Annotated in this window: 12 protein-coding genes; 8 read left to right on the forward strand and 4 right to left on the reverse strand. The window is 60.4% G+C overall.

Annotation, left to right across the window (positions count from 1 at the left end; all coding sequences use genetic code 11):
* Nucleotides 1-142: 142 nt before the first annotated feature.
* Genes EV281_RS12100 through EV281_RS12110 form a run of 3 tightly spaced genes read left to right on the forward strand, consistent with a single transcriptional unit; the run spans nucleotide 143 to nucleotide 3,370 of the window.
* Complete coding sequence (locus tag EV281_RS12100) at nucleotides 143-607, forward strand: MarR family transcriptional regulator (protein WP_132653349.1); 465 nt, start codon at nucleotides 143-145, stop codon at nucleotides 605-607.
* Complete coding sequence (locus tag EV281_RS12105) at nucleotides 600-1,823, forward strand: HlyD family secretion protein (protein ID WP_132653350.1); 1,224 nt, start codon at nucleotides 600-602, stop codon at nucleotides 1,821-1,823. The genes EV281_RS12100 and EV281_RS12105 overlap by 8 nt, the downstream gene beginning before the upstream one ends.
* 5 nt (nucleotides 1,824-1,828) lie before the next feature.
* Nucleotides 1,829-3,370 (forward strand): DHA2 family efflux MFS transporter permease subunit, encoded by a 1,542-nt coding sequence (locus EV281_RS12110; protein WP_132653351.1) that lies wholly within the window; start codon nucleotides 1,829-1,831, stop codon nucleotides 3,368-3,370.
* Nucleotides 3,371-3,400: 30 nt separating this feature from the next.
* On the opposite strand, the gene EV281_RS12115 is transcribed toward EV281_RS12110, so the two are convergent.
* The 3 genes from EV281_RS12115 to EV281_RS12125 all read right to left on the reverse strand — a co-directional run bounded on the left by EV281_RS12115 (nucleotide 3,401) and on the right by EV281_RS12125 (nucleotide 5,350).
* Entirely contained in the window at nucleotides 3,401-4,015 is a 615-nt protein-coding gene (locus EV281_RS12115) for a DNA-3-methyladenine glycosylase (protein ID WP_132653352.1), read from the reverse strand.
* 86 nt (nucleotides 4,016-4,101) lie between these two features.
* Nucleotides 4,102-4,416: a hypothetical protein gene (locus EV281_RS12120; RefSeq protein WP_132653353.1), complete on the reverse strand. Its 315-nt coding sequence runs from the start codon at nucleotides 4,414-4,416 to the stop codon at nucleotides 4,102-4,104.
* A 19-nt stretch (nucleotides 4,417-4,435) separates the two neighbouring features.
* A complete protein-coding gene (locus EV281_RS12125; RefSeq protein WP_132653354.1) occupies nucleotides 4,436-5,350 on the reverse strand; it encodes a LysR family transcriptional regulator in 915 nt (304 codons plus the stop codon).
* Nucleotides 5,351-5,470: 120 nt separating this feature from the next.
* On the opposite strand from EV281_RS12125, the gene EV281_RS12130 reads away from it, so the two are divergent.
* Both EV281_RS12130 and EV281_RS12135 read left to right on the forward strand, forming a co-directional pair.
* Nucleotides 5,471-6,211 carry an SDR family oxidoreductase gene (locus tag EV281_RS12130; protein WP_132653355.1) on the forward strand — a complete coding sequence of 247 codons (741 nt, stop codon included), beginning with the start codon at nucleotides 5,471-5,473 and terminating at the stop codon, nucleotides 6,209-6,211.
* Between the two features lie 83 nt (nucleotides 6,212-6,294).
* On the forward strand, nucleotides 6,295-7,197 hold the full coding sequence (locus tag EV281_RS12135; RefSeq protein ID WP_132653356.1) for an SDR family oxidoreductase: 903 nt from the start codon (nucleotides 6,295-6,297) through the stop codon (nucleotides 7,195-7,197).
* 237 nt (nucleotides 7,198-7,434) lie between these two features.
* On the opposite strand, the gene EV281_RS12140 is transcribed toward EV281_RS12135, so the two are convergent.
* Entirely contained in the window at nucleotides 7,435-8,346 is a 912-nt protein-coding gene (locus EV281_RS12140) for a LysR family transcriptional regulator (protein WP_132653357.1), read from the reverse strand.
* 165 nt (nucleotides 8,347-8,511) lie between these two features.
* Between EV281_RS12140 and EV281_RS12145 the strand changes: the two genes are divergently transcribed.
* The 3 genes from EV281_RS12145 to EV281_RS12155 all read left to right on the forward strand — a co-directional run bounded on the left by EV281_RS12145 (nucleotide 8,512) and on the right by EV281_RS12155 (nucleotide 13,881).
* Nucleotides 8,512-9,324, forward strand: coding sequence for an alpha/beta hydrolase (locus EV281_RS12145; RefSeq protein ID WP_132654268.1), 813 nt, complete (start codon nucleotides 8,512-8,514; stop codon nucleotides 9,322-9,324).
* A gap of 46 nt (nucleotides 9,325-9,370) precedes the next feature.
* Nucleotides 9,371-10,561, forward strand: coding sequence for an efflux RND transporter periplasmic adaptor subunit (locus EV281_RS12150; protein ID WP_132653358.1), 1,191 nt, complete (start codon nucleotides 9,371-9,373; stop codon nucleotides 10,559-10,561).
* 122 nt (nucleotides 10,562-10,683) lie between these two features.
* Nucleotides 10,684-13,881 (forward strand): efflux RND transporter permease subunit, encoded by a 3,198-nt coding sequence (locus EV281_RS12155; RefSeq protein ID WP_132653359.1) that lies wholly within the window; start codon nucleotides 10,684-10,686, stop codon nucleotides 13,879-13,881.
* Nucleotides 13,882-13,967: the final 86 nt, after the last annotated feature.

The raw sequence follows: 13,967 nt of genomic DNA on the forward strand, positions 1-13,967 counted from the left end.
TGCATCTGGAGCTCCGCTTAACCGTGGGCTGCGGCATTTTAGCCGCAAGTGCGGAATCTTATGGTTGCATCCTTGTGCATTGCAGATGCTCAATATATCTATCAACATCATAAGGATGCTTATTACTAGCCGGCGAAGGTATATGACCAACAATCCAACACTCGGTTTTCTTCTGCACGACGTTGCCCGTCTGCTGCGCAAGCGGTTCGAGCAGCGCGCAAAAGACCTTGGGCTGACGCGGTCTCAGTGGCAGACGCTTGCCTATCTCGCCAATAACGAGGGCATTCATCAGAGCGGTCTTGCCGAAATCCTCGAAATCGAGCCGATCACGCTCGTCCGCATCCTCGACAAGCTCGCCGAACGTGGCCTGATCGAGCGCCGTCAGCATCCGACCGACCGGCGTATCTGGCTGCTTTACATGCGCGAGCAAGCCCATCCGATTCTTGCCGAAATGCGCAAGATCGGGGACGTGACCCGCGGCGAAGCGCTTGATGGTGTCACCCCCGAACAGCGCGACCAGCTTTTCCAAATCCTATTCATAATGAAGACGAACCTGGTTCAGGCGTGCCGGACTCCGGTCGCCGATAATGAGACGAAACATGGCTGATCAATCCTCCCTGCGTGTCGTGTCTGACGCGAATGCCAAAAATCCTGTCGAAGAGAAAGAAATTAGCCAACAACCGGAAACGGTGGCTGAGGCGCCTTCATCCAATTCAGCGCCTGCGGCTGCCGCGGTGGCTGCGCCTGGCGGCAACAAGGTCCGCCGCCGGCGCAGCTTCACCCGTCCTGTCCTGTTTGCCCTGTTACCCGTGGCGCTCGTCGTCGGCGGTTATTATTACGTCAATGGCGGTCAGATCATGTCGACCGACAATGCCTATATTCAGGCCGATATGGTGGGCATCACGACCGACGTTTCGGGCATCGTCGACAAGATCAACGTGCATGAGAACGAGCAGGTCAAGGCAGGGCAGGTGCTTTTCAGCCTGCAGTCGGATCCCTTCAAGATCGCGCTGGATGGCGCCAAGGCGCAGCTCGGCGCCCAGCGCAATCAGATCATGAACCTCAAGGCCAGCTACCAGCAGTCGCTTGCCGAGATCACGCAGGCCGAAGCCGATCTGCCCTATTATCAGGACCAGTTCGACCGTCAGCAGAATCTCGTCAACAACGGCAGCGCGACGCAGTCGGCCTATGACGAAGCCAAGCATAATCTCGAAGCGGCGCGGCAGAAGGTTTCCGTTGCCAAGGCGGAAGCCGCAACGACGCTTGCTCAACTCGGCGGCAGTGCCGACCAGCCGGTCGAAGAAAACCCACTCTACCTGCAGGCCAAGTCGCAGGTAGACAATGCTCAACGCGAGCTCGACCATAGCGTCGTCAAGGCGCCCTTCGACGGTATCGTCACCAACGTCAATGCGTTGCAGGTCGGCTCCTATCTGCAGGCATCACAACAGGCCTTCTCGCTGGTTTCGACCTCGCATCTGTGGATCGCAGCCAGCCCGAAGGAAACCGAGCTCACCTATGTGAAGCCCGGCCAGCCGGTCGATATCTATGTCGACACCTATCCGGGCGTCATGTGGAAGGGCAAGGTCGAGAGCATCAGCCCGGCTTCCGGTTCTTCCTTCTCGCTGCTGCCGGCACAGAACACCACCGGCAACTGGGTAAAGGTCGTGCAGCGTATTCCGATGCGCGTCAGCATCGATGCGACCGAAGGCAAGCCGCCGCTTCGCGTCGGCATGAGCACGGTTGTCGAGATCGACACCGGCCATGCGCGTGGCCTGCCTGACTTCGTCAACAACCTTCTGGGCCAGGCCAAGGGCCACGAGTAACGGCCATGAGCAATGCTCCTGCATCACCGGCAACCCCGGTTGCCAATCGCGGCGCGATCACGGCCTGCGTTATTCTGGCCGTCATCATGCAGGCACTGGATACGACGATTGCGAACGTGGCGCTGCCCTATATCCAGGGCAGCGTTTCGGCTTCCGCCGACCAGATCAACTGGGTCTTGACCTCCTACATCGTCGCAGCCGCGATTATGACGCCGCCATCGGGTTTCCTTGCTGCCAAATTTGGCCGCAAGCGGGTGCTTTTGACGGCGATCGTCGGCTTCGTCGTTGCCTCTGTGCTCTGCGGTCTGGCACAGTCGCTGCCGCAGATCGTCGCTTTTCGCCTGCTGCAGGGCCTCTTTGGCGCCTCGCTGGTTCCGCTTTCCCAAGGCATTCTCCTCGACATCTATACGGTTGAGGAGCGCGGCTCGGCCATGGCCCTATTCGGCGTCTCGGTCATGGTCGGGCCGGTTCTGGGTCCCGTTATCGGTGGCTGGCTGACGGACAATATCAGCTGGCGCTGGGTCTTCTATATCAACGTGCCGATCGGCGCGCTCGCCTTTGCCGGCATCGTCATCTTCGTTTCGGAGACGAAGCGGGATGCGCTTGCCAAACTGGACTGGTTCGGCTTCGGGATGATGAGCCTGTTCATCGCCTCGCTGCAGCTTTTCCTCGACCGCGGCGAGCAGCTCGACTGGTTTTCGTCCGGCGAAATCGTCATCGAAGCAATCGTCTGCGCCGCAGCCTTCTATCTGCTTCTGGTGCACACGCTGACGGCGGAGAAATCCTTCGTCAATCCGCGGCTGTTCCTCGACCAGAATTTCACAGTCAGCATGATCTTCATCTTCGTGATCGGCATCACCTATCTCGCCTCGCTGGCGCTGATGACACCGTATCTGCAGACATTGATGGGTTATCCGGTCATTACCGCGGGTATCGTCATGGGTCCGCGTGGTCTCGGAACCATGCTCTGCATGTTCATCGTCGGTCGGCTGATCGGTAAGGTGGATACGCGCTGGCTGCTGCTGCTCGGTCTCGGCCTGACCGCTTGGGCGATGTATGACATGACCGGCTGGACGCCTGACGTTTCGCAGTGGACGATCGTTTCGGTCGGCTTCATCCAAGGGGCAGGTCTCGGTTTCCTTTTTGTGCCGCTGACGACGATCGCCTTCGCGACGCTGCCGGCCCACATGCGCGGTGACGGGACCGGCCTTTACAACCTGTCCCGTAACATCGGCTCTTCGGTCGGCATTTCGATCGTCTCGGCGCTGATCGTCGAGAACACCCAGAGCAATCATGAGTCGATCGCGGCCTATGTGACGCCGTTCAACCACGCCTTCAATGCACCGGCGGCGCAGGGTCTCAGCCCGCTGACGGCGGTCGGCCGCGCGGCGTTGAACGAGGTCATCACACTGCAGTCGACCATCATCGCCTATATGGACGACTTCAAACTGCTGATGCTGATGTCGCTTGCCGTGATGCCGCTCGTTCTGATGCTTCGCAAGCCAAAGGTCGCGCCGGCCATGGACCACAGTGCCGTCGTGGAGTGAGGTTGCACATCCCGTTTTTCTGGAATTGCCCTAGCGAAACGGCTTGCTCAGATATCGCGATCCCTGAATGCCGAAGCGCCACGGTGCTTCGGCATTTTTCGTGATGCCTATGCGCTTGCCTGAGACGATTGGTACGGGCGCAGACGGCGAGATTGCATAGGGCCGCTGGTCGAGCCTCCGGTCATTGATGGAGATATCGATGCCGAGCGCCTGGCAGAGCTTGCCGGGGCCGCTGCAGAGCTGCGTCAGCGCATCAGTGCCGCGTCGTTCCATCATGCCCAGCAGACCGATTTCTGGCTCCAAGGCACGAATCAGCACCGCCGAACCCGGTGTGCAAACGAAATTCAGGCACCAGTACATGCCGTAGATGCGGTAGATATAGACATTGCCAGGGAGGCCATACATGGCGCCGTTGCGTTTTGTCGGGCCGCGGAAGCTGTGGGAGGCTTCGTCGTCAGGATAATAGGCTTCCGTCTCGGTGATCCGTCCGCCTGAACCGTTCACTGTGAGATGGCAGCCGAGCAGATCGCGGGCAACTTCAATTGCATCGCGTTCGAAGAAATGGCGCAGGCTTTCCCCGGCAAGCGGGCCGGCGCCGATCGCGCCGCTCATCATATCGGTCGTCATGGTGCGTGCCGATAACATCCTCTTTGCCCATCCGCCACCCGGAACAACGATTTGCCGGCCGGCGTTTGGAATGCAAGCACCGACACTATCATTTCAGCGCAGATTTAGTGGCCGGCATTCGGGTCGCGCATCGGAATGGAGGACACGGTGACGGAGACAGGATCGCTTGCGGGGAAGGAGTCTTCGAGACCTTCGTCCAGTTCCTCCTCCAGAAGAGCGGCATCCTTATTGCGCGCGCTGTCTCCATGAACGGGCTCTAGTGCGGTGGCCAGCAGCGCTCTGGCCTTGGCAATGGCATTGTCCTGGGTGAGGTCTGCAGCTTCGCGCAGCATGACTGCGATCCGGTCTTCCCCTTCGCCGCCGAATTCCACGACGAAGCCCTCATCGGTCTGGTAGACGATGATGTCGCTGAGTGCCATATCCGTTCCTCCGAAAGCGCTAATATGAGTGAACCGCGTTTTCGGCATTTTGTCGAGCAAAGACCTTCACCAGCCAGTCGATGAAGACACGCACGCGCGGCGAAAGCTGGCGGTTTCGCGGATAGAGCAGCGAGACCGGCGTCTGCGTAGGCGGGAAGTCGGCGAGCACCTTCAGGAGAGTACCGGCGACCAAATCCTGTTCGGCGTGGTAACGCGGGATCTGGATCATTCCGAGGCCCATGCGAGCAACGGAAATATAACTTTCGGCGGCATTAACGGTCACGGTCGCAGGGATGGTGATGTAGCGGACGCTGCCATCAACGATGAATTCCAACGGCAGCGGACCGGCGCCGCCGGTGGCGCGAAAGCCGACCATGCGGTGCGTGTCGAGCTTGTCAGGATGTTCGGGGTAGCCGAAAGCGGCGATATAGGAGGGCGAGGCGAGGGTGACTTCGTCCAGCATGGCGACGCGACGGGCAACCATGTCGCTGTCCTGCGGCACACCGACCCGCAACACGCAATCGATGCCTTCACGCACGAGATCCACCAGCCGGTCGCCCTCGCTCATATAGAATTCGATATCGGGATAGGTCTCCAGAAATGATGGCAGGCTCGGCAGCACGAAATGCCGGGCAAGCGTGCCGTGTACGTCGACCCGCAGCAGCCCCTTTGGCTTGGCGCCGGCAAAGGCGCCTTCGGCATCTTCGATGTCGGCAAGGATCGACAGGCAGCGCTGGTAGTAGGCTTCACCGTCGAGCGTCGGGCTGACATGGCGCGTCGTGCGCTGGAGCAGGCGCACGCCGAGGCGTGCCTCCAGCTGTTTGACCGCGTCCGTCACGGTCGAGCGCGGCAGGCCGGTATCTTCGGCGGCAAGTGTGAAGCTGCGGCGCTCCACGACGCGGGAAAAGACCCGCATGGCGTCAAATCTGTCCATTCTATTTGTTCGTGTTTACCGGATAGTGATGCCGAATAATGGTCGATTATCCGCAAAGTGAAAAGGGGCATCTTCTTCTCATCGAAAGGGCGCTGCGGCGCCGAACCAAAGGAGAAGAAAATGTCTGCCAATCAAAACAAGGTCGCTCTCGTTACCGGCGCTTCCCGCGGCATCGGTGCCTCGATCGCTGAACGTCTGGCAAAGGACGGCTTCACCGTCGTTATCAACTATGCCGGCAATGCCGCTCTTGCCGAAGAACTGGCGCAGAAAATCGAGAAAGCCGGCGGCAAGGCACTGACGGCACAGGCTGACGTCGCCGATGCTGACGCCGTGCGCCGCATGTTCGATGCTGCGGAAGCAGCATTCGGCGGCGTCGACGTCCTCGTCAACAATGCCGGCATCATGCTGCTCTCCCGTCTTGCCGATGTCGACGACGCAACCTTCGACCGCCAGATCAGCATCAACCTCAAGGGCACATTCAACACGCTGCGCGAAGCTGCCAAGCGTCTGCGCGACGGTGGCCGGGTCATCAACTTCTCGAGCTCGGTCGTCGGCCTGAAGCCCGAAACCTACAGCGTCTATGCCGCCACCAAGGCTGCCGTCGAGACGATGGGTGCTATCCTGTCCAAGGAAATGCGTGGCCGCCAGATCACCGTCAATACGGTCGCCCCCGGCCCGACAGGCACCGACCTATTCCTCAACGGAAAGTCGGATGAGCTGATCGACCGTCTTGCCAAAGCAAATCCGCTCGAACGCCTCGGCAGGCCCGAAGATATCGCAGGCGTCGTTGCCTTCCTCGCCGGCCCGGATGGCGCCTGGATCAACGGTCAGGTGCTGCGCGCCAATGGCGGCATGGTTTGACACAAAATTCGTGGCGGCGTGACGCGCCGTCACGCTCTTCCTTCGCATTCTTTCAACCAATTCACTCTGAAAGGAATAGGATCATGAGCAAGCAAGTTATCGTCATCACCGGCGCTTCCAGCGGCTTCGGCGCTCTTACTGCCCGCGCGCTCGCCAGGGCCGGCCACACCGTCTATGCCTCGATGCGAGAAACGGAAGGCCGCAACCACCCGCAGGTCGAGGCCGTCGAAGCCTTCTCCAAAGAAAACGGCGTCGAATTGAAGGCCGTCGAACTGGATGTCGCCTCCGATGCCTCCGTCGAAGCCGGCATTGCCAAGGTGATTGCCGCCGAGGGCCATATCGACACGATCGTCCACAATGCCGGTCATATGTCCTTCGGCCCGGCCGAGGCCTTTACGCCAGAGCAATATGCCGAGCTTTTCGATATCAACGTGCTTTCAACCCAGCGCGTGAACCGCGCGGTGCTTCCGCATCTGCGTAAGCAGGGCAGCGGCTTGGTCGTCTGGGTCTCCTCCTCGAGCACTCGTGGCGGCACGCCTCCCTTCCTCGCTCCCTATTTCGCCGCCAAAGCCGCGATGGACTCGGTTGCGGTCTCCTATGCCAGCGAACTGACGCGCTGGGGTATCGAAACGGCAATCATCGTTCCCGGCGCCTTCACCAAGGGTACAAACCACTTCGCTCATTCCGGTTCGCCTGCCGACACAGCCCGCGCCGCCGAATATAACGAAGGTCCCTACAAGGGCGTGCCGGAACAGGCGCTGAAGGGTCTCGCCGCGCTCGAGCCTGCTGATGCGGATGCCGCTACTGTTGCGACCGCCATCGTCGATGTGGTGAATATGCCTTTCGGCAAACGGCCGTTCCGCACCCATATTGATCCGTCGGAAGACGGCGCAGAAATCGTCAACGGTGTTGCCGATCGTGTCCGTGCCGAACTCTTCCGCCGCATCGGCATCGAGGATCTGCTGAAGCCCGTTGTCAGGAAATAACCGCCTGTCGCAAACTTGTGAACGGTCTCTTCGGTGCGACCCCTTATCATCCGGCTGAGCGCACCTATATCAGCATGGACGGGGCGGACGGCATACACCGCCGGCCCCTGACCTCCACTCCAGGGCCTGCCGCGCCTTTCCTGCGGTGCGACAGGCCTTCAAGTTTCAGACATCAGATCAAGGCTCGTGACGGTTATCCCTCCCATCACGGGCCGCTTTCTTTTGTAAGGGCGCTTGTCAGCGAGCGTTGAGTTTTGCGTCCGCCAGCAGCTTCACCAGCCAGTCGACGAAGACGCGGACCTTGTTACTGAGGTGCCGGTTCGGCGGATAGACGACGTAGAGCGGCAGTGACTCGCGCCTCCATTCCGTCAAGGTCTCCACCAGTTCACCCCTGGCCAGTGGCTCACGCGCCATGAAGATCGGAATCTGGGCGATGCCGAGGCCAGCCAGCGTCGCGGTCATATAGGTGCGGCTGTCGTTGACGGAGACGATATAGCGCGGATTGACCTCGATGATCTCATTGCCCTTGCGGAATTCGAACGGCACCGTGCGATTGTTCTGGGCACGAAAATAGTTGACGGAATAATGTTCCGTTTCCAGCTCTTCGGGCCGCTGGGGCAGGCCGAATTTTTCCACATAAAGCGGCGCGGCGCAGGTGATCATCTCGACCTCAGAGACGCGTCTGGCGATCAGCGACTGATCAGCCGGGGTGCCGGCGCGCAGCGCGCAGTCGACATTTTCGGCAAGGTAATCGACGGTGCGATCGCCGACGCCGAGGTCTATGCGGATATCGGGATAACGCTGGTAGAAATCGCAGAGCGCCGGCACGAGGATGGAGTCGGCGAAGGCGCCGGCCATCTCGACGCGCAGTCGTCCCGTTGGCAGGCTCTGGGAATTCGAAAGGCTGCCGTCCAGCTCTTCCAGTTCTGAAATGATCTGTGCCGCACGTTCGTAATAAAGGGCGCCGTCCGTCGTCACCATCACCCGGCGCGTCGTGCGGTTGAGAAGCTTGGTGCGCAGGTGCGCTTCCAGCCCCTGAATGAGATTGGTCACCGTTGCCTTGGGCATGGCGAGCATGTCGGCGGCGCGGGTGAAATTGCCCGTCTCCACCACGCGGATGAAGACTCGCATTGCCGAGAGCTGATCCATCGGTTCAATTCCGCAGTTTGCGTTGCAACATTGTTCGGGATTTGGAATAGTGTTATCGCGATATCGCTTCTTATTCCCCGATTTGAATAACAATATCTTTTTGGTGCAAAATGCAAGAGGCGGGCGTTGTCCCCTCATGTGCAAAGCAGCGAAGAGATAGAGATGATGGTGCCCGAAATCAAAGACATGGTGCTGGAAAAGGTGGCCGCCGGCCCCGTTTCCGCGCGTGTCTATATGGGCGCCGATTTCGGCAAAGGCCCGCCGATCGTGCTTTATCTGCACGGCGGGGCATTTCTTGATAGCGATCCCAACGGCCATCGCCCGATCGCAGAGAGCCTGGCAAAGGCGGGTGCGATCGTTGTTTCGGCTGACTACAGCACCCTTTCGGGCAATGTCTTTCCGAAGGCGCTCGAAGTTTCCTTCTCGATCCTGTCCTATTTAGCTCTCAAAAAAGCCGGCCTTGGTGACCGCAAGTCGCTGCTTTTCGTCGCCGGTGAAGAGGCGGGTGGCAATATCGCTGCCGGTGTGGCGCTGAAGGCGCGCGATCAGATTCCGGATGCGCTTGACGGCCAGATCCTGATTTCTCCGCTCCTCGATCCTTTCATGGGTACGTCCTCTATCCGCAAGGCGGACAAGATCGGCATGCGCCAGCGCTGGACGGAAGGCTGGAGCCATTATCTGAGCGGCGGCGGCTGCCATCCCTATGCGGCGCCTTGCCTCTGTTCGCGTATATCCGGCGTTGCGCCGGCCCTGATTTTTACGGCGGAGGACGATCCGCTGCATGACGAAACACTCGGTTACGCCGCGCGCCTGAAGAAGGCAGGCGTTGGCGTGCGCCAGCATGTTCTCCCCGCCGGGACAGGCTGGCCTTCCATTTATGGCGGAAAATCTGAGGGAACTTCGACCTGGCAGGACAACGTCAGCCGCCATTTCGGAGATTTCCTTCAGGACGTGAGCGTTCAGCCACAATTGCATTGACGACGAACTGATTTTTACGGCCGTTTGGGCCGCAAGGAGAGTACCAATGACGTCCAAAAATAAGCGCTGGGCCCTTGTGGGCGCCGGCCTCGGTCTTGCTGCGTCTGTTTCCGCCGCAGCCATCTTTTTCGAACTGCCGATGAGCGCAACCGCCACGGCTGCCTCCGAACCTGCGCAGCCGCCGGCCGTGCCGGTGACGGTTGCTGTCGTCGCCAGTCGCGACGTGACGAACTGGGAGAACTTCTCCGGGCGTCTCGAAGCCATAGATCGCGTGCAGATCCGTCCCCGCGTCGGGGGCGCCATCCAGTCCGTGCATTTTCGTGAAGGCGCTTTGGTGAAGCAGGGCGACCTGCTGTTCACCATCGATCCGGCTCCCTATCAGGCGGCTGTCTCGCAGGCGCAGGGTCAGGTCGCTTCGGCCGAAGCCAAGGTCAGCCTGGCACAGACCGAACTCGACCGCGGTCGCCGTCTCTCGGATAATAGAACGATCTCACAGAGCGATCTCGACCAGCGCCAGAGCACGCTGGCTGAAGCCCAGGCAAGCCTGCGTTCGGCGCAGGCAGCCCTCCAGTCGGCGCAGCTCGATCTCGACTACACGCAGGTGCGCGCTCCGGTTTCCGGCCGTATCGGCAAGATCGAGGTTACGGTCGGCAATATTGTCGCGGCTGGTTCGGCTTCGCCCGAGCTGACGACGCTCGTCTCCGTCGATCCGATCTATGCAAGCTTCAATGCGAGCGAAGAGATGGTCACAAAGGCGCTGTCGGAGCTTCCGGCGACGGACGCAGCACTGCCGGCTGTCGAGCAGATCCCGGTTGAAATCGGTACGCTTGCCGATGACGGCACGCCGATCAAGGGCAAGCTGCAGCTCGTCGACAACGAGGTCGATGCGGCCAGCGGCACCATTGCGGTGCGGGCCGTCTTCGACAATCCCGGTGGAAGGCTGATCCCCGGCCAGTTCGTGCGGGTGCGCATGGGCCAGCCGAAGGCCGAGAACAAGATTGTCATCAATGATCGCGCCGTTGGCACCGATCAGGACAAGAAGTTCGTCTTTGTGGTCGACGATCAGAACAAGGTCAATTACCGACAGGTCCGGCTCGGCTCGCTTTTCGATGGTCAGCGCGTGGTCGAAGGCGGCCTCGTGGCCGGCGACAAGATCGTCGTTAATGGGCTGCAGCGCATTCGTCCGGGCGCAGTCGTTGCGCCCCAGATGGAAGAGAAGGTCGCGACCGCTCAGTAAATATGCAGCCTCCTTCCTCTGGGGAGGAGGCAGCTAACCCAACATGAAATGACCTGCCGGCGAGCCCTTAAGCCACCGGAGAGGGACTTTGCATCCATGTTCACCCCGGAGAGGGCTCTAAAATGAACATATCCAGATTCTTTGTCGACCGCCCGGTGTTTGCCGGTGTTCTTTCGGTCCTCATTGTGGTCGCCGGCCTCATCGGCCTCCGGGCGCTGCCGATTTCGGAATATCCCGAGGTCGTGCCGCCGTCGATCGTCGTGCGCGCCACTTATCCCGGCGCAAACCCGTCCGTCATTGCCGAGACGGTGGCGACACCGCTCGAAGAGCAGATCAACGGCGTCGAAGGCATGCTTTACATGGCGAGCCAGGCGACATCGGACGGCGTTTTGAACGTCACAGTCACTTTCAAGCTCGGAACCGACCCGGATAAGGCGCAGCAACTCGTGCAGAACCGCGTGTCGCAGGCAGAACCCCGCCTGCCAGCGGAAGTGCGCGCGCTCGGCATTACCACGGTCAAGAGCTCGCCGGACTTCATCATGGTTGTCAACCTCGTCTCCGACGGAGACAGCCATGACATCACCTATCTGCGCAATTACGCGACGCTGAACGTCAAGGACAGGCTCGCCCGCATTGCCGGTGTCGGCCAGGTGCAGGTCTTCGGCGCCGGCGACTATTCGATGCGCGTGTGGATCGATCCGCAGAAGGCTGCCGAGCATAACCTTGCCGCAAGCGACATCAGCAACGCGATCAGTTCGCAGAACGTTCAGGCGGCGGCCGGCATTATCGGTGCCTCGCCAAGCCAACCGGGCGTCGATCTGCAGCTCAACGTGAACGCCCAGGGCCGTCTGCGTACGCCTGAGGAATTCGGCAACATCATCGTCAAGACGGGCGCCAATGGCGAGATCACCCGTCTGCGCGACGTTGCGCGGATCGAACTCGGTGCGGCCGACTATACGCTGCGCTCGCTGCTCGACGGCAAGCCGGCGGTCGCTGTCGCCGTTCTACAGGCGCCGGGCTCCAACGCCATCGAGATTGCCGACAATGTGCGCGCGACCATGGACGAGCTGCAGCAGGCCATGCCGACAGGCGTGAAATACGAGATCGTCTACGATACGACGAAGTTCGTTCGCGCCTCGATCGAGAAGGTCATCGACACGCTGCTCGAAGCCATCGCTCTCGTCGTTCTCGTCGTCATCCTGTTCCTGCAGACATGGCGTGCCTCGATCATTCCGCTGATCGCCGTTCCGGTATCGATCATCGGTACGTTCGCGGTCATGTATATGTTCGGCTTCTCGATCAACGCGCTCAGCCTGTTCGGCCTGGTGCTGGCGATCGGTATCGTCGTGGACGACGCGATCGTCGTCGTCGAAAACGTCGAACGCAACATCGAGGCGGGACTCAATCCGCGTCAGGCGACCTACAAGGCCATGAAGGAAGTGTCAGGTCCGATCATCGCGATCGCGCTGGTGCTTGTCGCGGTCTTCGTGCCGCTCGCCTTCATCTCCGGCCTGTCGGGTCAGTTCTATCGGCAGTTCGCGCTGACGATCGCGATCTCGACCGTCATCTCGGCCTTCAACTCGCTGACGCTGTCTCCGGCACTTGCCGCCCTTCTTCTAAAGGGCCATCACGCTCCGAAGGACTGGCTGACGCGGTTCATGGATGCGATCTTCGGTTGGTTCTTCCGTGGTTTCAACCGCGCCTTCGGTGCCGGTTCGAACGCCTACGGAAAGGGCGTCGGCGGTCTCGTCTCGCGCAAGAGCATCGTCATGGTGATCTATCTTGCGCTTGTCGGTGCGACCTACAGCATCTTCAATACGGTTCCCGGCGGTTTCGTGCCGTCGCAGGACAAGCAGTATCTGATCGGCTTCGCCCAGCTGCCGGATGCCGCAAGTCTCGACCGTACGGAAGACGTCATCAAGCGCATGACCGATATCGCCCTAAAGCAGCCGGGCGTTGCCAACGCGATTGCCTTCCCGGGCCTGTCGATCAACGGCTTCACCAACTCGTCGAATGCCGGCATCGTCTTTGTGACGCTGAAGGATTTCGAGGAGCGCAAGACGCCTGATCTTTCGGGCGGGGCGATTGCCATGGCCCTGAACCAGAAGTTCGGTGCCATTCAGGATGCCTTCATCGCCATGTTCCCGCCGCCGCCGGTCAATGGTCTCGGCACGACGGGTGGTTTCAAGCTGCAGATCGAGGACCGTGCGGGCCTCGGTAACCAGGCGCTCGACGAAGCCACCAAGGCGGTGCTTGCCAAGGCCTATCAGACGCCTGAACTTGCCGGGCTGTTCTCCAGCTTCCAGATCAACGTGCCGCAGCTTTATGCCGACCTCGACCGTGCCAAGGCCGAGCAGCTTGGAGTCTCCGTCACCGACGTCTTCCAGACGCTGCAGATCTACCTCGGTTCGCTTTATGTGAACGACTTCAACGCCTTCGGCCGCACGTACAGCGTCCGTGTGCAAGCCGATGCCAAGTTCCGTGCCCAGCCGGAAGATATCGGCCAGTTGAAGGTTCGCTCGGCATCGGGCCAGATGATCCCGCTTGCGGCTCTCCTGAAGGTGGATGCCAGCACCGGTCCGGAACGTGCTAACCGTTATAACGGCTTCCTCGCTGCCGATATCAACGGCGGTCCAGCACCGGGTTTCTCGTCCGGCCAGGCTCAGGCTGCGATCGAGAAGATCCTGCACGAGACGCTGCCAGCTGGTATCGACTTCGAGTGGACGGACCTGACCTACCAGCAGATCCTTGCCGGTAACTCCAGCGTCGTCGTCTTCCCGCTGGCGCTGTTGCTGGTCTTCCTGGTGCTCGCTGCGCAGTACGAAAGTCTGACGTTGCCGCTGGCGATCATCATGATCGTGCCAATGGGTGTTCTGGCCGCCTTGACCGGCGTCTGGCTCACCGGTGGCGACAATAACATCTTCACGCAGATCGGCCTCGTCGTCCTTGTCGGTCTATCGGCCAAGAACGCGATCCTGATCGTGGAATTTGCCCGCGAACTGGAGTTCGAAGGCAGGACGCCGCGTGAAGCCGCGATCGAGGCCAGCCGCCTGCGTCTGCGTCCGATCCTGATGACGTCGATGGCCTTCATCATGGGCGTCGTGCCGCTCGTCACCTCGACTGGTGCCGGTTCGGAAATGCGTGCGGCGATGGGTGTCGCAGTGTTCTCGGGCATGATTGGCGTCACCTTCTTCGGTATCTTCATGACGCCGGTATTCTACGTGCTCCTGCGCCGGATGACGGGCAATCGTCCGCTCATCCAGCACAACGACAATCATCCGCAGGACGAAGACGACCATATGAAGGTCGCTGCGGAGTAACCTCTCCTTTGTCGGGTAAATCGGGCGGGAACCTCGGTTCTCGCCCGTTTCGTTTTGGGCATGCCACAAAATTGCGTTACGTCCAT

Origin of the sequence: Rhizobium sp. BK418 (assembly GCF_004341105.1) — a bacterium.
In the GTDB taxonomy this organism is placed as follows: Bacteria; Pseudomonadota; Alphaproteobacteria; order Rhizobiales; family Rhizobiaceae; genus Rhizobium.